At 65.5% G+C, this 21,538-nt stretch carries 21 protein-coding genes; 5 read left to right on the top strand and 16 right to left on the bottom strand.

The annotated features are described in order from the left end of the window. The first annotated feature begins 265 nt into the window (after nt 1-265). From BB934_RS17630 to BB934_RS17620, 3 genes are all read left to right on the top strand, one after another. On the top strand, nt 266-1,648 hold the full coding sequence (locus BB934_RS17630; protein ID WP_099510803.1) for a leucyl aminopeptidase family protein: 1,383 nt from the start codon (nt 266-268) through the stop codon (nt 1,646-1,648). A gap of 61 nt (nt 1,649-1,709) precedes the next feature. After that, nucleotides 1,710-2,561, top strand: coding sequence for a C40 family peptidase (locus BB934_RS17625; RefSeq protein WP_099510802.1), 852 nt, complete (start codon nt 1,710-1,712; stop codon nt 2,559-2,561). A 357-nt stretch (nt 2,562-2,918) separates the two neighbouring features. Further along, nucleotides 2,919-3,908 carry a magnesium transporter CorA family protein gene (locus BB934_RS17620; RefSeq protein WP_099510801.1) on the top strand — a complete coding sequence of 330 codons (990 nt, stop codon included), beginning with the start codon at nt 2,919-2,921 and terminating at the stop codon, nt 3,906-3,908. 168 nt (nt 3,909-4,076) lie between these two features. On the opposite strand, the gene BB934_RS17615 is transcribed toward BB934_RS17620, so the two are convergent. From BB934_RS17615 to BB934_RS17570, 10 genes are all read right to left on the bottom strand, one after another. After that, nucleotides 4,077-5,018 (bottom strand): 2-hydroxyacid dehydrogenase, encoded by a 942-nt coding sequence (locus BB934_RS17615; protein ID WP_099510800.1) that lies wholly within the window; start codon nt 5,016-5,018, stop codon nt 4,077-4,079. Beyond that, entirely contained in the window at nt 5,015-6,337 is a 1,323-nt protein-coding gene (deoA, locus tag BB934_RS17610; protein WP_099510799.1) for a thymidine phosphorylase, read from the bottom strand. The genes BB934_RS17615 and deoA overlap by 4 nt, the downstream gene beginning before the upstream one ends. Nucleotide 6,338: 1 nt before the next feature. Continuing rightward, on the bottom strand, nt 6,339-7,100 hold the full coding sequence (gene deoC / locus BB934_RS17605; RefSeq protein ID WP_099510798.1) for a deoxyribose-phosphate aldolase: 762 nt from the start codon (nt 7,098-7,100) through the stop codon (nt 6,339-6,341). After that, a complete protein-coding gene (locus tag BB934_RS17600; RefSeq protein WP_099510797.1) occupies nt 7,093-7,914 on the bottom strand; it encodes a purine-nucleoside phosphorylase in 822 nt (273 codons plus the stop codon). The genes deoC and BB934_RS17600 overlap by 8 nt, the downstream gene beginning before the upstream one ends. Nucleotides 7,915-7,969: 55 nt before the next feature. Beyond that, entirely contained in the window at nt 7,970-8,374 is a 405-nt protein-coding gene (locus BB934_RS17595; RefSeq protein WP_099510796.1) for a cytidine deaminase, read from the bottom strand. Nucleotides 8,375-8,376: 2 nt separating this feature from the next. Then, the gene (locus BB934_RS17590; protein ID WP_099510795.1) at nt 8,377-9,282 is read right to left on the bottom strand and encodes an ABC transporter permease; all 906 of its coding nucleotides are present in this window, start codon (nt 9,280-9,282) and stop codon (nt 8,377-8,379) included. A gap of 4 nt (nt 9,283-9,286) precedes the next feature. Further along, a complete protein-coding gene (locus BB934_RS17585) occupies nt 9,287-10,390 on the bottom strand; it encodes an ABC transporter permease (protein ID WP_099510794.1) in 1,104 nt (367 codons plus the stop codon). Continuing rightward, the gene (locus BB934_RS17580) at nt 10,387-10,821 is read right to left on the bottom strand and encodes a VOC family protein (protein ID WP_099510793.1); all 435 of its coding nucleotides are present in this window, start codon (nt 10,819-10,821) and stop codon (nt 10,387-10,389) included. The genes BB934_RS17585 and BB934_RS17580 overlap by 4 nt, the downstream gene beginning before the upstream one ends. Further along, entirely contained in the window at nt 10,821-12,344 is a 1,524-nt protein-coding gene (locus tag BB934_RS17575; protein WP_099510792.1) for an ABC transporter ATP-binding protein, read from the bottom strand. The genes BB934_RS17580 and BB934_RS17575 overlap by 1 nt, the downstream gene beginning before the upstream one ends. Before the next feature lie 121 nt (nt 12,345-12,465). Then, the gene (locus BB934_RS17570) at nt 12,466-13,470 is read right to left on the bottom strand and encodes a BMP family lipoprotein (RefSeq protein ID WP_099510791.1); all 1,005 of its coding nucleotides are present in this window, start codon (nt 13,468-13,470) and stop codon (nt 12,466-12,468) included. Between the two features lie 282 nt (nt 13,471-13,752). Here BB934_RS17570 and BB934_RS17565 point away from each other — a divergent pair, with 282 nt between their 5' ends. Both BB934_RS17565 and BB934_RS17560 read left to right on the top strand, forming a co-directional pair. Then, nucleotides 13,753-14,589, top strand: coding sequence for a HesA/MoeB/ThiF family protein (locus tag BB934_RS17565; protein ID WP_099510790.1), 837 nt, complete (start codon nt 13,753-13,755; stop codon nt 14,587-14,589). Then, on the top strand, nt 14,582-14,875 hold the full coding sequence (locus BB934_RS17560; protein WP_099510789.1) for a GIY-YIG nuclease family protein: 294 nt from the start codon (nt 14,582-14,584) through the stop codon (nt 14,873-14,875). Before BB934_RS17565 ends, BB934_RS17560 begins: the two co-directional genes overlap by 8 nt. A 119-nt stretch (nt 14,876-14,994) precedes the next feature. Here the strand turns inward: BB934_RS17560 and pheT are convergent, their stop codons facing one another. The 6 genes from pheT to BB934_RS17530 all read right to left on the bottom strand — a co-directional run bounded on the left by pheT (nt 14,995) and on the right by BB934_RS17530 (nt 21,504). Beyond that, on the bottom strand, nt 14,995-17,406 hold the full coding sequence (gene pheT / locus BB934_RS17555) for a phenylalanine--tRNA ligase subunit beta (protein ID WP_099510788.1): 2,412 nt from the start codon (nt 17,404-17,406) through the stop codon (nt 14,995-14,997). 121 nt (nt 17,407-17,527) lie between these two features. Then, nucleotides 17,528-18,610, bottom strand: a complete 1,083-nt coding sequence (pheS, locus tag BB934_RS17550) for a phenylalanine--tRNA ligase subunit alpha (RefSeq protein WP_099510787.1) — start codon at nt 18,608-18,610, stop codon at nt 17,528-17,530. A 177-nt stretch (nt 18,611-18,787) separates the two neighbouring features. Then, nucleotides 18,788-19,156, bottom strand: coding sequence for a 50S ribosomal protein L20 (rplT, locus tag BB934_RS17545; protein ID WP_099510786.1), 369 nt, complete (start codon nt 19,154-19,156; stop codon nt 18,788-18,790). Nucleotides 19,157-19,198: 42 nt separating this feature from the next. Further along, nucleotides 19,199-19,399 carry a 50S ribosomal protein L35 gene (gene rpmI / locus BB934_RS17540; protein WP_036362945.1) on the bottom strand — a complete coding sequence of 67 codons (201 nt, stop codon included), beginning with the start codon at nt 19,397-19,399 and terminating at the stop codon, nt 19,199-19,201. Nucleotides 19,400-19,600: 201 nt separating this feature from the next. Next, complete coding sequence (gene infC / locus BB934_RS17535; RefSeq protein WP_237050000.1) at nt 19,601-20,122, bottom strand: translation initiation factor IF-3; 522 nt, start codon at nt 20,120-20,122, stop codon at nt 19,601-19,603. Between the two features lie 137 nt (nt 20,123-20,259). Next, a complete protein-coding gene (locus BB934_RS17530; RefSeq protein ID WP_099512975.1) occupies nt 20,260-21,504 on the bottom strand; it encodes a glycosyltransferase family 4 protein in 1,245 nt (414 codons plus the stop codon). Between the last annotated feature and the right edge of the window lie 34 nt (nt 21,505-21,538).

Genomic DNA, 21,538 nt, shown 5'->3' with positions numbered 1-21,538 from the left:
CGAAGCGAGATCCGGGATCGCATGTAGGATAGAGCGCTGTCATTCCGGGGCCGCGCAAGCGGAGCCCGGAATCCATAACCACGACCTTCGCCCGGTTCGGCACTGTCAGCGGTTATGGATTCCCGCCTGCGCGGGAATGACAATGTTGAGCTTCTTGCGCCTCATCCTGTTCACGATCCCGGATCGGCTGCGCCGTCCGGGATGACACGCTCTGCCTCAGCCCTTAAAACTGCCTGCAAACTCCTCCACTGGTAGGTCAATATTCATGCCCCATCCCCTCCTTGCCTCAGCGACCGACGCCTCGAAGCCGATCTGGCTCGTGACCGAAAAGACCTGGTCCGAGATTGCCGGAGGCCTGCCGCCCGTGGCGCAGGGCTTCGCGAAGGCGCAGGGGTTCGAGGGCAAGGCGGGGGGCCATTGCCTGCTGCCGGATGCGGACGGAAACCTCTACGGCGTCGCCTTCGGCCTCAACGGCGCCGATGCCAAACGCAACGATCCGTTCCTCGTCGGCAAGCTACCCACCCTGCTGCCCGAGGGCGTCTATCGCTTCGAGACCGAGGCGCCGGACCCGACGCTCGCCGCCCTCGCCTGGCTTCTGGGCAGCTACAGCTTCAACCGTTACCGCAAGCGCAGCGAGAAATCCGTTCGCCTCGTGACGCCGAAGGGCGTTGATGCCGAGGAAGTCTCGCATATCGTGAATGCGGTCATCGCAAGCCGCGATCTCATCAACACGCCGACGAGCGATCTCGGGCCCGACGGCATCGAGGCGGCGGCGCGCGCGCTGGCGGAGCGGCACGGCGCCTCCTTCACCAGCATCGTCGGCGAGGATCTGCTGACGCAGAACTTTCCGATGATCCACGCGGTCGGCCGCGCCTCGGCCACGCCGCCACGCCTTATCGATTTCACCTGGGGCAAGGCGGATGCGCCGCGCGTCACCCTCGTGGGCAAGGGTGTCGCCTTCGACACCGGCGGCCTCGACATCAAGCCCGCCTCCTCCATGCTGCTCATGCGCAAGGACATGGGCGGCGCGGCGGCAACCCTCGCGCTCGCCTCCATGATCATGGACGCGAAGCTGCCCGTGCGTCTGCGCGTGCTGATTCCGGCCGTCGAGAACTCCATCTCCAGCAACGCCTTCCGTCCCGGCGACATTCTCTCCAGTCGCAAGGGCATCTCGGTCGAGATCGGCAACACGGATGCGGAAGGACGGCTCATCCTGGGCGACGCCCTGGCGCTCGCCGACGAGGAAAGCCCCGATCTCATCGTCGATTTCGCCACCCTCACCGGTGCGGCCCGCGTGGCGCTCGGCCCCGAGCTGCCGCCCTTCTACACCGATGACGACGCGCTTGCCGCCGACATCGCCCGGCACGGTTTGGCTGAGAACGATCCGGTCTGGCGCATGCCGCTCTGGTATCCCTACCAGAGCCAGCTCGATTCCAAGTTCGCCGACATGAACAACACCGGCGGGCCCATGGGCGGCTCCATCACCGCGGCCCTGTTCCTGCGCCGCTTCGTCGAGGCGGCCAAGGCCCATGTGCATTTCGACATCTTCGCCTGGAACAGCTCGACCAAGCCTGCCCGCCCCGAAGGCGGCGAGGTCCAGGCCGCGCGCCTGATGTATGCTCTCCTCAAGGAACGCTACGGTGCCTGACCGATGGCGGAAACGCCTCGGAGAGGGTAGACAACAGCATGATCGTTCAGGAACCACCCCTATGAGCTTCGACCGCCGCATCACCCCCATTCGAGCCGATCTCGCCGACGAGCGCCTGCGCGGGCAGATCGAGGTCGAGCGGTTCACGGCCGGAACGCTGAAACGCGTCGTTGCCTCCTTCTCGCCCCTGCACCGCCATCCTTCCCGCGAAGCGCCGGTCGATACGCAGGCGATCTTCGGGGAAAGCGTGACCGTCTATGACGAGCACGAGGGCTGGGCCTGGGTGCAGCTCAACGACGACGGCTATGTCGGTTACCTGCCGAGCGAAGCCCTGGGCGAGCCAGGAGCGGAGCCGACGCACAGGGTGCGCGCGATCCGGACCTTCATCTATCCGGGCCCGAACCTGAAGCTGCCCTATCGGGATTACCTGACCCTGAACGCGAGGGTCACTGTCACGGCAACCGAAGGCGACTATGCCCGGCTCGCCACCGGCGGTTGGGTCTATGCCCCGCATCTGGCAGGCCTCGATGCGTTCGAGGCGGATTATGTGAGCGTCGCAAAGCGCTTCCTGCACACGCCCTATCTCTGGGGCGGCAAGACGAGCCTCGGCGTCGATTGCTCGGGGCTGGCGCAGACGGCGCTAATGGCCGCCGGCATCGCGGCGCCGCGCGACAGCGACATGCAGGAGCGCGCGCTGGGGACATCGGTCGACGTCACGCCGGCCTTGAGCGGCTTGCGACGCGGCGATCTCGTGTTCTGGAAGGGCCATGTCGGCCTGATGATGGACGCGTCAAACTTCATCCACGCCACCGGCCACAGCATGACCGTGATGATCGAGCCTCTGGCAATCGCCGAAGAGCGCATCCGCCGCACGAGCTACGGGCCGATCAGCGCGATCAAGCGGTTGGGATGAACTGCACTGTCATTCCGGACGGAGCGCAGCGGAGATCCGGAATCGCTGGACGAGTGTAATGCCTTTCACCTCTCCTTGAGGGAGAGGTCGCGCCGGAGGCGCAGGTGAGGGTTACAGCTTTATCCGGAAAGGACACTGGAGCATCGGACACAAAAGCGGGTCCACTTTTCACTGGCGTGGCCCTTCGGGTCGCTGACGCGGCCCTCCGGGTCCGCACGATGCGCTGGCTGGAACTCTCGCAATCGATCAAGGCGGATCCCTTCGAACCGGCGCCCAAAAGACCGAAGCGATCCCGCGCTTGGAACTGCCTAGCTTGAACCAGCGTTTTGTCCTGCGCAGCTCAATTCCAGGTGACCCTTGATCCGTGCCTTCCTCTACGATGCCGACGGCCATGACCAGGAGGTCGACCTCAACGCGCAATGCATCGCCGAGCTCAATGAACGAAGCCTGCTGTGGATCGACGTCCAGGGGCGCGAACGTGGGGAGATGGAGCAGCTTGTCGGCCTCTTCTCTCTCGACCGAGGCTCGCTGCGGGAGCTGCTGAACCCGCAGGAGGCGCTCTATCTCGACAATTACGGTGAGTACTTTCAGTTCGACGTCATCGGGCTTGCCGACGCAGCGGAAGGGAATGGCGAGCGGGCGCTCACCAAGCGGCACCCGGAGCATCTGGAATTTCTGGTCGGACCGCGGTGGATTGTCACCGTGCACGAGGGTGAGCTTCCGTTCCTGCAAGCCTTTCGCGACCAGAACAAGGGCGAAACCCTGATCGGAGCGCTCAGCCCGCCGGCGCTGGCGGCTTCGCTCCTCGACTGGCACCTGACCACTTACTTCGAGGCGGTAACGGAGCTTGAGGCGCTTCTCGATCGCCTCGACGAGGCGCTGCTGGGCGGCTCTGGTCGCAGAAGTCTTCTGGCCGGCGTGGTTGCCACGCGGCGGCGTGTCTCGGAGCTGCGGCATCTGCTCGCCGTGCAGCGACCCGTGTTCTACGGGCTCTCCCGTCCCGACTTTGCCCAGGTCGTCGAATCCGATGCGGCAGCTCATTACCGATCCCTCGAGCGACGTTACGAGCGGGCGGTCGATGCGGTTGACCATGCGCGTGAGCTGGTGAACGGCTCGTTCGATCTTTTTACGACCCGCACCGCGGAGGCCACGAACGACCTCGTCCGTCGCCTGACCTTCATCACCATGATGCTGGGCGTCGCGGGCGCCGTTGCGGGCATCTTCGGAATGAACTTCGAAACACCCTACACCCAGACGGGCGTTCCCGGGTTCTGGGCCGTGCTTGGAGGCCTGACCGTCTTCATCGTGGCGGCGATCGTCATCGCCCGGCGCAGGGCTTGGATCTGAACCAGCCGAGACAGGTCAAGGGACGTCTCCGCCAGGGTATGCGTCCGTTTAACTGTCCGACGCTCTAACCCCTCACCCCAACCCCCTCCCTCAAGGGGAGGGAGACCAGCGTTTCATCCTGTACCCGATCCCGGATCGGCTTTCGCCGTCCGGGATGACATGCTTCCCTCAATACCCCCGCTTCCGGTCGACCGCATTCTCGAACGCCTCCCCCGCCTCATACCGGCGGATCTGCTGCGCGATGTAGCGGGCCGTCGCTTCCGGCTCGCTCGTCGCCGAATTGTGCGGAGTGACCGTGACGCGCGGGTGGGTCCAGAGCGGCGAGCCTTTCGGCAGCGGCTCGGTCTCGAACACGTCGAGGGTGGCTGCCTGCAAGGTGCCGTCGTCGAGGCAGGAGAGGATGTCCGCCTCCACCTGCAGCTTGCCGCGTCCCGCATTGATCAGGACCGGCCCGCCGAGCGCGCCGCCCCGCGCGAGTTTCTGGAACAGGGAGCGGTTGAGGATTCCTTGCGTGTCCGGCGTGAGCGGCATGAGAGCGATGAGGATGTCGGTGCGGTTGAGGAACGGCGTCAGGCCTTCCTCCCCCGCATAGACCTCGAATCCTTCGACGGATTTCGGCGTGCGGCTCCAGCCGGCGACGTCGAAGCCCATCGTTTTCAGCTTGCGGGCGGAATCCTGACCCAGCACGCCGAAGCCCATGATGCCGATGCGCACATCGCCTGCGATGGGCGGCGCACGGTCGGGTCGCCAGCGCTTCGCCTTCTGATCCTCGTCGAAGCGGCGCTGATCGCGCAGGTGCATGAGGCAGTGCAGCACCATGTACTCGCTCATGCGATGGGTGAGATCGTCCTGCGCCACGCGCACGATCGGCACATCCGGCAGATCGGGATAGCTCATCAGATGATCGACGCCGGCGCCGAGCGAGAAGAGCGCTTCGAGATTGGGCAGGCCGGAGAGGCTTCCCGGCTTCGGACCCCAGGTGGCCACATAGCGGATGGCGGATCTGTCGAAATCCTCGCCCAGCACGACGATGTCGCGATCGGGCAGGTGCCGCCGGAAGCGCTCGACCCAGGGCTGCGTCTCCCAGGTGACGGCAACGAGAAGGCTCATGCTTTGGCCTCGATCCGTTCGAGAACGCTCGGCGCGGATGCGGCCGGCGCATCGCCGATGCGATAGGATTCGCGCACGGTGCGCGCTGCCGCCTCCGCCTCCTTCTCGCTGCGCGCATGCACGATGGCGAGCGGACGCGAGGCATCGACCGTGTCGCCGACGGAGGCGAGAGCCGTGAGGCCGACGGCGTGATCGATCGGATCCTGCGCACGCGTGCGGCCGCCGCCGAGCGCAACGACCGCAACACCGACATGGCGCGTGGCGATGCTCTGCACGATGCCCGAACGCTCCGCATGAACCGGACGGATCACGGGTGCCGCCGGCAGATATTTTTCAGAGTTCGCGACGAAATCGGCGGGACCGCCGAGCGCTGCCACCATATGCTGGAAAACTTCCGCCGCCTTGCCAGAAGAAATCGCGTGCTCGATCTTCGCCCGCGCCTCCTCGATGGTGGTGGCGAGCTTGCCGAGCAGCAGCATCTCGGCGGAAAGTTCCACCGTCACCTCGTGGAAGCGCTTCTCGCGACGGCGCCCTGTGAGGTAGTCCACGGCATAGGCCATCTCGACCGCGTTGCCGGCGGCGGAGGCGAGCGGTTCATCCATGTTGGTGAGAACCGCAGCCGTCGGGAGGCCGGCGCCGTTGGCGACGAGCACGAGGCTCTCGGCGAGCTTGCGCGCGTCGTCGGCGTTGTCCATGAAAGCGCCCGAACCGACCTTCACGTCCATCACGAGGCCGTCGAGGCCGGCGGCGAGCTTCTTCGACAGGATGGAAGCGGTGATGAGATCGATCGATTCCACCGTCGCCGTCACGTCGCGGATGGCATAGAGGCGCTTGTCGGCGGGAGCGAGATCGGAGGTCTGCCCGATGATGGCGCAGCCGACCTCCCGCGTCACGCGGCGAAAGGTTTCGATGTCCGGCTGCGTGACGTAGCCCGGGATGGAATCGAACTTGTCGAGGGTGCCGCCCGTATGGCCGAGGCCGCGTCCCGAGATCATCGGCACGAAGCCGCCGCAGGCCGCGACGGCGGGACCGAGCGGGAGGCTTACCGTATCGCCGACGCCGCCGGTCGAATGCTTGTCGAGCACCGGTCCGGGCAGGTCCCATGTGAGCACCGTGCCCGAATTCACCATGGCGCGCGTGAGCGCCACGCGCTCCGGCACGGTGAGGCCCTGGAAGAAGATCGCCATGGCGAAGGAGGCCGCCTGACCTTCCGTGACATGGCCTGCGGTCAATCCCTCGATGAAGTGCTCGATATGCTCGGCATCGAGCGTGCCGCCGTCGCGCTTGTGGCGGATGATTTCCTGCGGAAGACGGACCATGTCAGTAAGCCCCGGTAGCGGCTGCGCCGGTCCGGCCTTCGATGGCGGCGATCAGCGCGTCGTAGACGCTGCTCGCGCCGATGCGGAACGTCTTCGGCGTGGCCCAGCCCGGCCCCATGATGCGGTCGGCGAGATCGAGATAGATCTTCGCATCGGCCAATGTGCGAATGCCGCCGGAGGGCTTGAGACCGACGGGCCTGCCCGACGCCTTGATGGCGTCGAGCATGATCTCGGCCGCTTCCGGCGTTGCGGAAACCGGCGTCTTGCCGGTGGAGGTCTTGATGAAATCGGCACCCGCTTCGATGGCGATGCGGCTCGCCGCATCGATGAGCTTCGGATCCTGCAATTCGCCGGTTTCCAGAATGACCTTGAGCAGGCGATCCCCGTCGACGAGGTCGCGCACGGCTTCCACCATCTCGACGGCAACCGCACGATCGCCGCGACGCAGAGCGTTGTAGGGCAAAACGAGATCGATTTCGTTGGCGCCATCGGAGAGTGCTTCCTGCGTATCGTCCGTGACGCGGCTCACATCCTCGCCGCCGGCGGGAAAGTTCACCACCGTCGCGATGCGCACCGGCGAGCCTTTGAGGTTCGCCTGCGCCCGCTTCACGAATTGCGGCCACACGCACACGGCAGCCACAGGCCCGCGCGGATCGAGCGCTTTCTTGCACAACGCGTCGATGGCCTGATCGGAGCAGGTTTCGTTAAGATCGGTGAGGTCGAGACTGCGCAGGGCGCGCACGGCGATCTGCTCATCAGACATGGGACAGCTCCGCAACGAAGGACCGGATGAGAGTCTTGAATTTTTCAGAGGCTTCCGCCGCCGTGTCCTTGGTCTCCTGATGCGAGGGCGACGCGCCCTCGATGCCGGCGGCAAGGTTGGTGACGACGGAAATCGCGGCGACCTTCAGGCCGTAATAGCGCGCGAGGATCACCTCGGGCACCGTCGACATGCCGACGAGATCGCCGCCGAGTGTCTGCACCATCCGGATCTCGGCCGGCGTCTCGAAGCTCGGGCCCGAGAGCCAGGCATAGACGCCTTCCGGCAATGCGATGCCGCTTTTCTTCGCCGCCCGCTGCAGCACCTGGCGCAGATCCGGATCGTAGGCATCGGTGAGCGAAACGAACCGGCCTTCGGTATGATCGCGCAGCAGCGGATTGGCGCCCGACAGGTTGAGGTGATCGTTGATCGCAACGAGGCTGCCGGGACGGATGTCGGCGCGCACGGAGCCTGCCGCATTGGTGGCGACGAAGACCGGAACGCCGAGCGCCTGCACGAAGGCCACGGGCAGGCGCATCGCGCCTGCATCGCCCGTCTCGTAGTAATGCGCGCGGCCCTGGAACAGCAGCACGCGCTTGCCTTCGAGCGTGCCGGCGACAAGCTTGCCCGCATGGCCGGAGACGCCGCTTTTCGGGAAATGCGGAATGTCGGCATAGGCGAGGCTCACCGCATCGCCCACCTCGTCGACGAGGGGCCCAAGCCCCGTGCCGAGCACGAAGGCCGCATCGAAACGGCCGTCGAAGCCGCGGCTGCGCACGAACTCGGCAGCCTCCTGAATCATCTGTTGCATCGTCATCGCTTCAGGCCTGAAAAGCAGGCCTTCCTTCCATCGTAAAAGTGGTCGGACCGGCCTAGCGGTCCGTCAGGTTGTCGGGTCCGAAGGAGAAGGGCAGCAGCTCGTCGAGGGTGAAGCTCTTCCGGATGCCTTCGGGGCCGGCGATATGGATCGGCGTGTCGGGTGACGCGAATTCGCGGATGCGCTGGCGGCAGCCGCCGCAGGGCGTGACGAGATGCTCGCCATCGCCCATCACCACGATCTGCGCGATGCGGCCTGCGCCGCCCGCGATCATGGCCGAGATGGCGCCGGCCTCCGCGCAGGCGCCGACGGGATAGGCGGCGTTCTCCACGTTGCAGCCGGTGAAGACCTGGCCGTCCGTGGTGGCGATCGCAGCGCCGACCTTGAAGCGGGAATAAGGCGCATAGGCCTTGGCCTGGATCGCCCTGGCCGCCTCGAACAAGGTGTCGAGCGAGGGCATGCTCAACGCTCCTTCACATAGGGCACGCCGGCGGCACGCGGCGGGATCGCCTTGCCGATGACGCCCGCGAGCAGGATCACGGTCATAAGATAGGGCAGCGCCTGGATCGCCTGTACCGGCACCTCGCCGATTCCCGGCAGCGAGAGGCCCTGGAGCTGGTTGGCGCTGGCATCGAGCAGGCCGAAGAGGAAGCAGGCGCCGAGCGCCGGCCAGGCTCGCCACTTGGCGAAGATCAAGGCGGCGAGCGCGATGAAGCCGCGGCCCGCGGTCATGTTGGGCAGGAAGCCTGCCGCCTGGCCGACCGAGAGATAGGCGCCGGCCAGCCCGCACAGCACGCCGGCGATGATGACCGCGGTGTAGCGCAGGCCCGCCACGGAAATGCCGGCGGTGTCGACCGCGGCCGGGTTCTCGCCGACCGCACGCAGGCGCAGCCCGAAGCGGGTGCGGCCGAGGACGAACCAGGTGACCGGCACGGCCAGCAGCACCACGTAGACCAGGGCCGAGTGTCCGAAGAGCACGGCTTCGAAGCGCTGATCGCCCTCGAGCGGCGGCGTGCGCCCGCCCTGCCCGTACCAGGCATTGCCGACGATCGCGGTCAGGCCCGCGGCCAGCATGTTGATGGCCACACCCGAGACGATCTGATTGCCGCGCTGGCTGATGGAGGCGAAGCCGTGAACGAGCCCGAAGGCGACGGATGCCAGGATGCCGGCGAGAAGGCCGAGCCAGGCCGAGCCGAAGGCATAGGCGCCGGCGGCGCCGGCGAAGGCCGCCACCAGCATCTTGCCCTCCAGCCCGATATCCACCACGCCGGAGCGCTCGGACCAGAGACCGGCAAGGCAGGCGGCGAGCAGCGGGATCGAGAGCCGCAGGGCCGAGTCGAAGATCGTGACGAGAATGCCGAGATCCATGGTCTCACGCCCTCGCCAGCTTCTGGCGCGCAAAGAGATGCGCCACCGCGCGGCGGAACAGCCCGTCGAGCGCGCCGGCAAACAGGATGATGATGCCGCCGATGACCACCACCATGTCGCGGGTGATCGCCGGCTGCTCGAAGGCGAGCTCAGCGCCGCCCTGATAGAGAATACCGAAGAGCAGCGACGCCAGGATGATGCCCACGGGATGTGCGCGCCCCATGAGCGCCACGGCGATGCCGACGAAGCCGTAGCCGGAGGTGAATTCGAGCAGCAGGCGGTGCTGGTAGCCTATGAGCTCGTTGACCGCGAGGCCGCCTGCCAGCGCGCCGGAAAGCAGCATGGCGATGATGGTGATGCGCGCCGGGGAGATGCCGGCATAGACCGCCGCACTCGGGTTCGACCCGACGACGCGGATCGCATAGCCGAGGCGCGAGCGGTAGATGAGAAGCCAGACGAAATAGGATGCCGCCAGCGCCAGCACCAGTGTGAGGTTGAGCTGCGAGGCCGGGATCTCGATGCCGATGGCGCCGAAGACCTCGTGGATGAACGGGATCCGCGCCTGATCCGGGAAGGCTCGCGTTTCCGGGTTCATGGATTGCGGCTCGCGCAGCACGTTCACGAGCAGGTAGACGATCAGCACGCTGGCGAGCCAGTTGAACATGATCGTGGTGATCACGATGTGGCTGCCGCGCTTGGCCTGCAGATAGCCGGGCACCGCGGCCCAGGCGGCGCCGAAGGCGGCAGCGCCTAGGATGCCGAGGGGGATGAGCAGGAAGCCCGGCAGGAAGGTGAGATTGTTGACGACGAGCGCGACGCCGAGGCCCGCCAGCGTCGCCTGACCCTCGCCGCCGATATTGAACAGCCCGGCGTGATAGGCGACCGCGACGGCGAGGCCGACGAAGATGAAATCCGTCATGTAGAACAGGGTGAAGCCGAGGCCCTCCCCGGTGCCGAGGCTGCCCTGGATCAGGTAGCGCGTCGCAGAGAGCGGATTCTCGCCGATGCCGAGCACCACGAGGCCGGCGACGAGAAACGCCGCCACCACGGAGACGGCGGGAACGAGAACCGTATCGGCCCATCGGGGCAGGTCGAGAGGCGCGCTCACTTTTGGGTATCCGGCAGGAACATGTGGCCCTGTTCGTCGAGGGGAAAAGACGGATTCCAGGCGACTTCCCAGAGATGTCCGTCGGGATCGGCGAAATAGCCCGAATAGCCGCCCCAGAAAACATCCTGCAGCGGCTTGACGGGACGCGCGCCCGCTTTGACCGCAAGCGCATAGACCTCGTCGGCCTCTTCTTTCGAGCGCGCATTGTAGGCGAGCGTGATGGCGGCAAAGCCCGTGGGCTTGTCCTCGACGCCGGCATCCTTGGCAAGATCGGCACGGCCGAAGAGACCGAGTGCGAGGCCATTCGCCTGGAAGAACGCGACACCGGGCTGACTGGCCGAGGAGGCCTTCCAGCCCCAGGCTTCGTAGAAGGCACGGGATTTCGCAAGGTCGGCCACGCCGAGCGTGACGAGGGTCAATCGCGGCTGCATCAGGCTGCCTCGTCGGTGACGCCGGCCATGAGCAGGCCGAGATCCTGCTCGTTGGTCTCGGAGGCCCTGCGCTCGCCGGTGATCTTGCCGCCGCACATGGTGAGAATGCGGTCGGAAAGATTCATGATCTCGTCGAGCTCCACCGAGACGAGCAGGATCGCGACGCCGGCATCGCGTAAGCTGATCAGGCGGCGGTGGATGAACTCGATGGCGCCGATATCGACGCCGCGCGTGGGCTGGCCGACGAGCAGCACCTTGGGATGGCGCTCGATCTCGCGGGCGAGCACGATCTTCTGCTGGTTGCCGCCGGAAAACTTCGACGATTTCAGCCGCGGCGCCACTGGGCGCACATCGTACTGCTCCATCTTCTTCGTAAGATCGGCGATCAGGCGGTCATGGTCGAGGATCGGCCCGCGGCCGAGCTGCGGTTCGTCGCTGAAGCCGAGGATCGCGCTCTCGAAGGCCGGGAAGGCCGGCACAAGCCCCATGCGCAGCCGGTCTTCCGGCACATGAAGCAGGCCGAGCTGGCGCATGCGATGCGGGTTGTGCTCCGAGGAGGAAATGGTCCGCCCCTCGAGGCGGAGCGAGCCGAGCATGGGCTGGCGCATGCCGGCGATGGCTTCCAGCAATTCGCTCTGTCCGTTGCCGGCAACGCCAGCGATGCCGACGATCTCGCCCGCACGAACCGCGAAGGAGACATTGGCCACCCGCAGCACGCCGCGCGCATCGACGACGGAGAGGTTGTCGATCTCCAGCAGCGGCGCGCCGGGAATCTTCTCGGCCTTCTCGACACGCAGGAGCACGCGCCGTCCCACCATCAGCTCCGCCAGTTCCGGCGGCGCGGTGTCGGCCGTCTCGAGGGTCGCCACCATCTCGCCGCGGCGCATGACCGAGACGCGATCCGTGATCGCCATGATCTCGCGCAGCTTGTGGGTGATGAGAATGACGGTCTTGCCCTGCTCCTTGAGCGAGCGAAGCAGCTCGAACAGCGCATCGGCCTCAGGCGGGGTGAGCACGGCGGTGGGCTCGTCGAGAATGAGGATATCCGCGCCGCGATAGAGCGCTTTCAGGATTTCGACGCGCTGCTGCAGGCCGACGGAGAGATCGCCGACGGTCGCATCCGCGTCGATCTCGAGCCCGTAATCCTTTGCCAGCCGCGCGAGCTCCGCGCGCGCCTTCGCTTCGCCGACGCGCAGCATGGCGCCGCCTTCTGCGCCGAGCATCACGTTGTCGACGACGCTTAAGGGCTCCACGAGCATGAAGTGCTGGTGCACCATGCCGATGCCGGCATGGATGGCATCGTTCGGAGAGCGAATGGTAATCGGCTTGCCGTTGACACGGATCTCGCCGGAATCGGCCTCGTAGAAGCCGTACAGGATCGACATGAGGGTCGATTTGCCCGCACCGTTCTCACCGACGATACCGTGGATCGTCCCGCGCTCCACGCTTAAGGACACATCCTTGTTGGCGTGAACGGTGCCGAAGCTCTTGTTGATGGCAATGAGTTCAATGGCTGGGGACATCGGCCTCAAACACTCTGCCGGCAAAGACTGAGACGCCGGATCTTATCGGATAAACAAGGCGCAGTCGAAAAAAGGGATCCGGCCGCAGGCCTTGGCAGACCTGCGGCCGGAATGGCCTAACTTACATCGGGCACTTGGAGTCCGACATGTAGTCGTGCACCTTGATGGTGCCGGACTTGATGTCGGCAGCGGCCTTGTCGGCGGCAGCCTTCATGTCGGCGGTCACGAGCGACTTGTTGTTGTCGTCGAGCGCCCAGGCGACGCCGTCTTCCTTGAGGCCGAGCACCGCAACGCCGGCCTTGAAGGTGCCCTTCTTGGCCTGATCGAAGGCGTTGTAGGTGGCGACGTCGACGCGCTTGACCATGGAGGTCAGCACCTTGCCCGGATGCATGCCGTTCTGGTTCGAGTCGACGCCGATGCCGAGCTTGCCCGCATCGGCGGCCGCGCGCAGCACGCCCACGCCGGTGCCGCCGGCCGCATGGTAGACCACGTCGGCGCCGCGATCGATCTGGCCCTTGGCAAGCTCGCCGCCCTTCACCGGATCGTTCCAGGCCGCGCCCGTGGTGCCGGTCATGTTCTGGAACACCTCGGCGTCCTTCTTGGCGTATTTCACGCCCTGGACGTAGCCGCAGGCGAACTTGCGGATGAGCGGGATGTCCATGCCGCCGACGAAGCCGACCTTGCCGGACTTGGAGGCCTGGGCCGCCAGGAGGCCGACCAGGAACGAGCCCTCATGCTCCTTGAACACGATGGATTCCACGTTCGGCTTCTCGACTACGGCATCGATGATCGCGAACTGGGTCTTCGGGAATTCCTCGGCGACCTTCTTCAGCGCGGTCTCCTGGGAGAAGCCCACGGCCACGATCGGCGAGAAGCCGTCGCGGGCGAAGCGGCGCAGGGCCTGCTCGCGCTGGGAATCGTTCTGAGGCTCGAAATCGCGGTATTCGGTGCCGGTGTCCTTCTTGAACTTCTCCGCGCCCATATGGACGCCTTCGTTGAAGGACTTGTCGAACTTGCCGCCGAGATCGTAGACGACTGCGGGCTTGAAGGCGGCCTGCTGCGCGAAGGCAGCGGTGGCGGAAATGGCGAGGCCCGCGAGCGCGAGGCCGAACTTGGTGACTGTCATCGGCTTTGTTCCCTGTTAGACGCCGGCTTGCTGCCGGTTGCCCCATGACGATGGCACGGCAAGGGTCACGACGCCAAGGCCTCTGTCAAGGCAGCATGTTATTTCCTTCAAGGAATGGTTGATAGCTAAACCCTTTCCAGCGCATCGTGGGACCCGCCGGGCCGCGCCAGTGAAAAGTGGTGCCGGTTTTGCCCACGAACGATGCGCCGCTTAAGGGGCTGAGCATCGGATGGATCCCGAAAGGTGTGCCCAGTTTTGGGTCCGATGCTCTAAGGTCACGCCATGCCTCTATCACCGGACGAAATCGACCGTTATGCCCGCCACCTCGTTCTCAAGGATGTGGGCGGCCCCGGCCAGCAGAAGCTTAAACGCGCTCGCGTCCTCGTGATCGGCGCCGGGGGCCTCGGCGCGCCGCTGATCCAGTATCTCGCCGCGGCCGGGATCGGCACCATCGGCATCGTGGACGACGATGCGGTGAGCCTCTCGAATTTGCAGCGGCAGGTGATCCACGGCACGCCCGATCTCGGCCGCCCCAAGGTGGAGAGCGCAGCGGAGGCGATCGGGCGTCTCAATCCGCACGTGATCGTCGAGCCTCACCTCTTGCGGCTGACGGTCGGGAATGCGCGAGACCTCATTCGCAGCTACGACGTCGTCGCCGACGGATCGGACAATTTCGACACCCGCTATGCGGTCTCGGATGCCTGCTTCTTCGAGAGAAAACCTCTGGTGACGGCGGCGCTCGGGCAGTTCGACGGCTCGCTCACCACGATCCGGGCGCATGAGACCGGCCCAGACGGCCGGCCGAACCCGACCTATCGCTGCCTCTTCCCCTCCCCGCCCCCGCCGGGCGCGATCCCCACCTGCGCGGAAGCCGGCGTCCTCGGCGCGCTCGCCGGCGTCATGGGCAGCCTGATGGCGATGGAGGTTATCCGCGAGATCGTCGGCTTCGGCGAGAGCCTCGTGGGGCGTCTGCTGATGGTGGACGCGCTTTCGATGCGGTTCGACACGGTGCGGTACGAATGGGACGAGGGGAATTTGTTGAGTGGGATATCACAAGCGTCATCCCGGACGGAGCGCAGCGAAGATCCGGGATCGTCTGGGAATTTCGCAAATGGCTGAAGCCTTCTACGTCTATATTCTAGCAACCCGGAAGGACGGGCCGCTCTATGTCGGCATCACGAGCGATCTTCCTAAACGTGTGTTCGAACACAAGACTCACGCCATTCCAGGGTTCACGGCCCGCTACAATGTCGATCGACTGGTTTACTTCGAGGTCTTTGAAGATCCGGTGACAGCTATTTCCCGTGAAAAGCAGCTCAAGAAATGGCGCCGCGCCTGGAAAGTTGAGCTGATCGAACGTGACAACCCAGAATGGCGGGACTTGGCGGAGGAATTCATCCCCTGAATTCCAAACGTCATCCCGGACGCGGCGCAGCCGCGATCCGGGATCGTAAGACGCTTGAAGCGCGATATTCTGAAGACGATCCCGGGTTCCGCTGCGCGGCCCCGGGATGACGCTTGCGGCTAGGAGCGCAACACCGCACCCGTCTTCTTCGACACCTCGCCGACGATCTTGGCTGAGACGGCCTCGATCTCCACGTCGGTAAGCGTCTTCTCCGTGGGCTGCAGGGTCACGGCGATGGCCACCGACTTCTTGTCCGGGTCGATGCCGGTGCCCTCGTAGATGTCGAACACGTCGACGCCGACGATGAGCTGGCGCTCGGCCCCTTGCGCCGCCTTCACGATGTCGCCCGCTGCCACGTTGCGGCCGACCACGAAGGCGAAGTCGCGGGTGAGCGGCTGGAAGTCAGGCAGGTTCAGCTTCGGCTTCATCTTGGTCGGCTTCGCCTTGGGCGGCGGGAGCGCGTCGAGATTGAGCTCGAAGGCCACCAGCGGGCCCTTCAGGTCGAGCGCTTTGAGCACCTTCGGATGAACCTCGCCGAAAGCGCCGACCACGTTCTTCGGACCGAACTGCAGCGTGCCCGAGCGGCCGGGATGGAACCAGGCCGGTCCGCCGGCCACGATCTGGAGACCGCCGGCGGGAATGCCGAGCGCCGCCAGCAACGCCACCACGTCGGTCTTGGCATCGAAGGCATCGACGCTCTTGGCCCCGCCGTTCCAGTGACGGCCGACGCCCTCGGTCCGTGCCGTGCCGCGACGGACGGCGGCAGCCTTGATCGACTGGCCTTCCGGCTCGTCCGAGGCGAAGGTCTGGCCAACCTCGAAGAGGGCGACGTCGCCGAGCCCACGATCCGCATTGCGCTGGGCCGCCTTCAGCAGTCCCGGCAGCAGGCTCGGGCGCATGTCCGAGAGCTCGGACGCAATCGGGTTGGCGAGCGCCAGGCGGCCATCGCCGCCGCCGAACAGCTCCGCCTCCTCCTTCGAGATGAAGGACCAGGTGACGGCCTCCACCAGCCCGCGCACGGCGAGCGAGCGGCGCGCCAGGCGGGTGCGCTTCTGGATCAGGGTGAGGATGGGCTTTGCCACCGCGTCTTCGAGGCGCGGCAGAGGCTTGGGCAGGATACGGTCGACGCCGGCGATGCGGATCACCTCCTCGACGAGATCCGCCTTGCCCTCGATATCCGGACGCCAGGACGGCACTGTCACGCTCACGCGCTCGCCCGAGCCCTGAATCTGGAAGCCGAGCTTCTTCAGGATCCCTTCGGATTCCGCAGGCGATACGTCGAGACCCGACAGGCGAGGAACCTCGCTCCAGGGGAAGTCGACGACGAGCGTTTCCTGCGGGATCTGTCCCGCGAGCGTGGCTTCGCTCGCTTCGCCGCCGCACAGGTCGATCACCAGCTTGGTGGCCATGTCGAGACCAGGCAACGTGAAGGCCGGATCGACGCCGCGCTCGAAACGGTAGCGCGCGTCGGTGATGATGCCGAGCTTGCGGCCGGTCTGCGCGATGTTCAGCGGATCCCAGAGCGCCGATTCGATCAGCACGTCGGTCGTGGTCTCGTCGCAGCCCGAATGCTCGCCGCCCATGATGCCGCCGATGGATTCGACGCCGCTCTCATCCGCGATCACCACGATGCTCGGATCGAGCTTGTAGGTGCGGGTGTCGAGCGCCAGCACCTCCTCGCCCTCCTTCGCCCGGCGCACGGTGAGGTTGCCCTTCACCTTCTTCGCATCGAAGACGTGGAGCGGACGGCCGCGGTCGAAGGTCATGTAGTTGGTGATGTCGACGAGCGCGTTGATGGGGCGAAGGCCGATGCCGAGCAGGCGGCGCTGCATCCATTCCGGCGAAGGACCGTTCTTCACGCCGCGCACGAGACGCAGCGCGAAGGCGGGGCACAGCTTCCCGTCCTCGATCGTCACCGAAACCGGGCACGCGCCGTTCGCCGCAACCGCGGGCACCTCGTCGCCCTTGAGCGTGCCGAGGCCGGCCGCAGCCAGATCGCGGGCGATGCCGTGGATCGAGGTGCAGTCGGGACGGTTCGGCGTGAGGTTGATCTCGATCACCGGATCGTCGAGGCCGGCATAAGTCGCGTAGGGCTGGCCGACCGGCGCATCGGCCGGGAGATCGATGATGCCGTCATGATCGTCGGAGATCTCAAGTTCAGAACCCGAGCACAGCATGCCCGCGCTCTCGACGCCGCGGATGGTGCCGATGCCGAGCGTGATGTTCTTGCCCGGAATATAGGTGCCCGGGGGAGCGAACACGCTCTTCATGCCGGTGCGGGCATTCGGGGCGCCGCAGACCACCTGGATCGGCGTGCCGCTGCCGGTATCGACCATGCACACGCGCAGGCGATCGGCATTGGGGTGCTGCTCGGCCGAGATCACATAGGCGACCGTATAAGGCGCAAAGGTCTTCGTCTTGTCCTCGACCCCTTCGACCTCGAGGCCGATCCGGGTGAGCGTCTCGACGATCTCGTCGAGGGAGGCCGAGGTGTCGAGGTGATCCTTGAGCCAGGAGAGGGTGAATTTCATGACACTGTTCCTTGAGTGTCATCCCGGACTGGCAAGGCCAGATCCGGGATCGTGATCCGAATGGGGTGCTTCACTTGTCTTGCGATCCCGGCTCTTCGCGATGCTTCGGCCGGGATGACACTTAGGACGTCAACCCGCTCACAAGGCTCGGGATGTCGAGCGGGCGGAAGCCGTAATGGTTCAGCCAGCGGACATCGGCCTCGAAGAAGGGGCGCAGATCCGGCATGCCGTATTTGAGCATGGCGATGCGGTCGATCCCCATGCCCCAGGCAAAGCCCTGGTATTCGTCCGGGTCGAGCCCGCAATTGCGCAGCACGTTCGGGTGGACCATGCCGCAGCCCAGGATCTCGAGCCAGTCGGTGCCCTCGCCGAAACGGATCTCGCCGCCCTTGCGCGAGCACTGGATGTCGACCTCGGCGGAGGGTTCCGTGAAGGGGAAGAAGGACGGGCGGAAGCGCATCTTCACCTGCTCGACCTCGAAGAAGGCCTTGCAGAACTCCTCCAGCACCCACTTCATGTGCGCGATGTTGGCCTGCTTGTCGATGACGAGGCCTTCGACCTGGTGGAACATCGGCGTGTGGGTCTGGTCCGAGTCGTGCCGGTAGGTGCGGCCCGGGATGATCACCCGGATCGGCGGCGCCTTGGACGTCATCGTGCGGATCTGGACCGGCGAGGTGTGCGTGCGCAGCACCTTGCGCTCGCCCTTTTCGTCGGGGGCGAGGAAGAAGGTGTCGTGCATCTCGCGGGCCGGATGGCCCTCGGGGAAGTTGAGCGCCGTGAAATTGAGGTAGTCGGTCTCGATGTCCGGCCCCTCGGCCACGGAGAAGCCCATATCGGCGAAGATCGCCGTCAGCTCCTCGATCACCTGGCTGATCGGGTGGAGCCGGCCGCGGGCCTCGGGCGCCTCGGGCACAGGCAGCGTCACGTCGATGCGCTCGGCTGCGAGCCTCGCTTCGAGGGCTGCTTCCGCGAGCGTGTCCTTCTTGGCCGCGATCGCGCCCTGCACCTTGTCGCGCAGGCCGTTGATGAGCGGGCCGCGCTCTTTCCGCTCCTCCGGCGTCATCGCGCCGAGGGTCTTCAGGAGGTCGGAGACGGAGCCCTTCTTGCCGAGCGCCGAGACGCGCACGGATTCCAGGGCCGCTTCGTCGCCGGCGGCATCGACCTGGGTGAGCAGGTCACGTTCGAGTTGATTGAGATCGGTCATCGGTCCCTTGCCAGATGCAAGCGCTTTGAGTGAAGCGCGGCGCGGGAACCGTCAAGTCTTCCGAGCCGCGAGGGAGCAGCCGACAGCTTATTTCAGCCGTCAACGCGGATGGTCTCGGAGAAGGGGGAGTAAGGCGGTGCGGCTGAAACACAGCCGCACCGAAGCTGGTCTATCCGATCAAGCGGCCTGCTGCGGCAGGGACGCCTTGGCGCGCTCCACATAGGCGGCGAAGGCCGCCGGCTCGTGGATGGCCATCTCGGACAGGACCTTGCGATCGACCTCGACCCCAGCCTTGCCGAGACCGTCGATAAATCGCGAATAGGTCAGGCCGTGCTCGCGGACAGCGGCGTTGAGGCGCTGGATCCAGAGAGCGCGGAAGGTGCGCTTCTTGTTCTTACGGTCGCGATAAGCATATTGCATGCTCTTCTCGACCGCCTGCTTGGCGATGCGGATGGTGCTCTTGCGGCGGCCGTAGAAACCTTTGGCGGCCTTCAGAACCTTCTTGTGCTTGGCATGGGCGGTAACGCCCCGTTTGACGCGGGCCATTTAAAAAACTCCTTCAAAATCCGGGATTTGGGGAAGACCGCCTTAGCCGTTGGGCAGGAAGTACTTCTTCACGTTGTACGCATCGCCCTCGAACAGGGTCGTCGTGCCGCGCAGATTGCGGATCTGCTTGTTGGTCCGCTTGATCATCCCGTGGCGCTTGCCGGCCTGGGCGTAAACGACCTTGCCGGTGCCAGTGATCTTGAAGCGCTTTTTCGCGCCAGACTTCGTCTTCAGCTTGGGCATTTGGCTCTCCTGTGGTCAGGCCTGGGGAGCGGCGTGAGCCGCACCTTGGCCTTTTCATTGCTGCATTGAGCAAAACGAACCGCCACGGCAGCCCTAACAGCCGGGCGGTTCAATGAAGGGCGGCTTATGACAGAAGGTCGCCCAAAAAGCAATGGCCGCCGGTCTCCCAGCGGCCATGAATTTCACTGTCGGCGGAACCGCTTAACGCGGCGCCAGGACCATGACGACCTGGCGGCCTTCGAAGTTCGGCTCCATCTCGACCTTGGCGAGATCGCCCACATCGGCCTTGACCCGGTCCAAAACCTTCAGGCCCAGGGACTGGTGCGCCATTTCGCGGCCACGGAAGCGCAGGGTGATCTTCACCTTGTTGCCTTCCTCGAAGAAACCCTTCATCGCCTTCATCTTGACCTCGTAATCGTGGTCATCGATGCCGGGACGCAGCTTGATTTCCTTGACCTCGACCGTCTTCTGCTTCTTGCGCGCCTCGGCGGCCTTCTTCTGCTCGAGAAAGCGGAATTTGCCGTAGTCGAGGATCTTACAGACGGGAGGGGTGGCGTTCGGCGAGATCTCCACGAGATCGAGGCCCGCATCTTCGGCAACCTTGAGGGCATCGAAGAAGGGCATCACGCCCCGGTTCTGCCCTGCATCGTCGATCAGCTGCACTTCGCGAACACCGCGAATGTCTCGGTTGGCGCGCGGTCCGTCCTTCTGCGGCACCGGCATGGCTCTCATTGGTCTGCGAATGGCTCGTATCTCCTGTTAAGGGCTAGGCCGAGGATTGGAGATCCCCAGGGGATCCCTGCTAGGTAGGCTCAGCCTTGCCACGAATGAATCGACATTTCGCGCAAAAGCGCGGGAAGTCAACTTGTTCTATGGGTAAAACGGCCCTCGAGAAGGGCCGAATACACGTCGAGGGTGCTCGAAACCATGCGATCGAGCGAGAAATGACGCTCCACATGCGCCCTCGCCCGAGCGCCCAAGGCGATTCTTGCACTCGCGCCCAGGTTCAATGCTGCGCCAAGCGCCTCGGCGAGCGCATCGGCGTCGCCGGCCGGGATGCGCCAGCCCGTCCGTTCGTGCGGCAGCACGGCCGGCGGGGAGAGAACGGTCTCCGGCACTGCGCCGAGATCGGAGACGACGACCGGGGTTCCCATGGCCTGGGCCTCCACCGCCGAACGGCCGAAGGCCTCGGGCTCGGTCGAAGGCACGGTGACGACGGAGGCCGCCAGGAAGGCCGCCGGCATGTCGGTGCAATGGCCGACCCGGCGCACGATTCCCTTGAGCTTCCTCGCCTCGATCAGGCTGTCGAGATCCTTCACGTAGGAATCCCGCCCCTGGGGGTCGCCGGCCAGGATATAGGCGACGTCGGCGAGGCCCGCATCGCGCAGCTTGGCCGCCGCTTCGATCAGCACTTTCTGGCCTTTCCAGCCGGTCAGGCGGGCGGCGAGCAGCACCACGCGTTCGTGCGGCGCCACATCCCAGGCCTTGCGCAGGGCCTCGATCCGCTCCGGGGCGACCGCACCGGGAGAGAAGACGGCAAAGTCCGTACCGCGATGGATCACGCGGATCCGCTCGCCGGATTGAGGATAGACCGACCGGATCAATTCGCCCGTGTACTCGGAATTGGCGATGACCGCGTCGCCCCTCGCCATCACCGAGTTGTAGAGCACCTTGACCGAGGAGCGGCCGGAATAGCTGCCGTGATAGGTGGTGACGAAAGGAATGTTGAGGGAGCGGGAAGCCCCCAGCCCCACCCAGGCCGGCGCCCGCGAGCGCGCATGCACGAGAGACACCCGCTCGTTGTAGCAGATGCGTGCGAGCTTGCGCACGTTGAGCAGCATGGAGAACGGGTTCTTGGTCGCCGCCGGAAAGGGAATCCAGATGCCGCCCTTGGTCTGGAGCTCACCGACGAGACGCCCGCCCTCGGTCGCGACCAGCGCCCGGGCGCCGGCATGGACCAGGCCCTCGGCGATGTCGACGGTGGTGCGCTCCGCCCCGCCCGCCTCGAGTTCGGGGACGATCTGAAGAACCGTCCGGCCCGCCAGCGGGTGGACATGAGACGACGGAAAAGCCGTCCCTCCGCCAGGTCGCGATGAAAAACTCACAGAAGTCAGAGCCTTCTCAAAAGAATCGTCCAAA

This window comes from Microvirga ossetica, from assembly GCF_002741015.1.
In the GTDB taxonomy this organism is placed as follows: domain Bacteria; phylum Pseudomonadota; class Alphaproteobacteria; order Rhizobiales; family Beijerinckiaceae; genus Microvirga; species Microvirga ossetica.
Note: the sequence above shows the minus strand (reverse complement) of the source record. Positions and strands in the feature narration are given on the sequence as shown.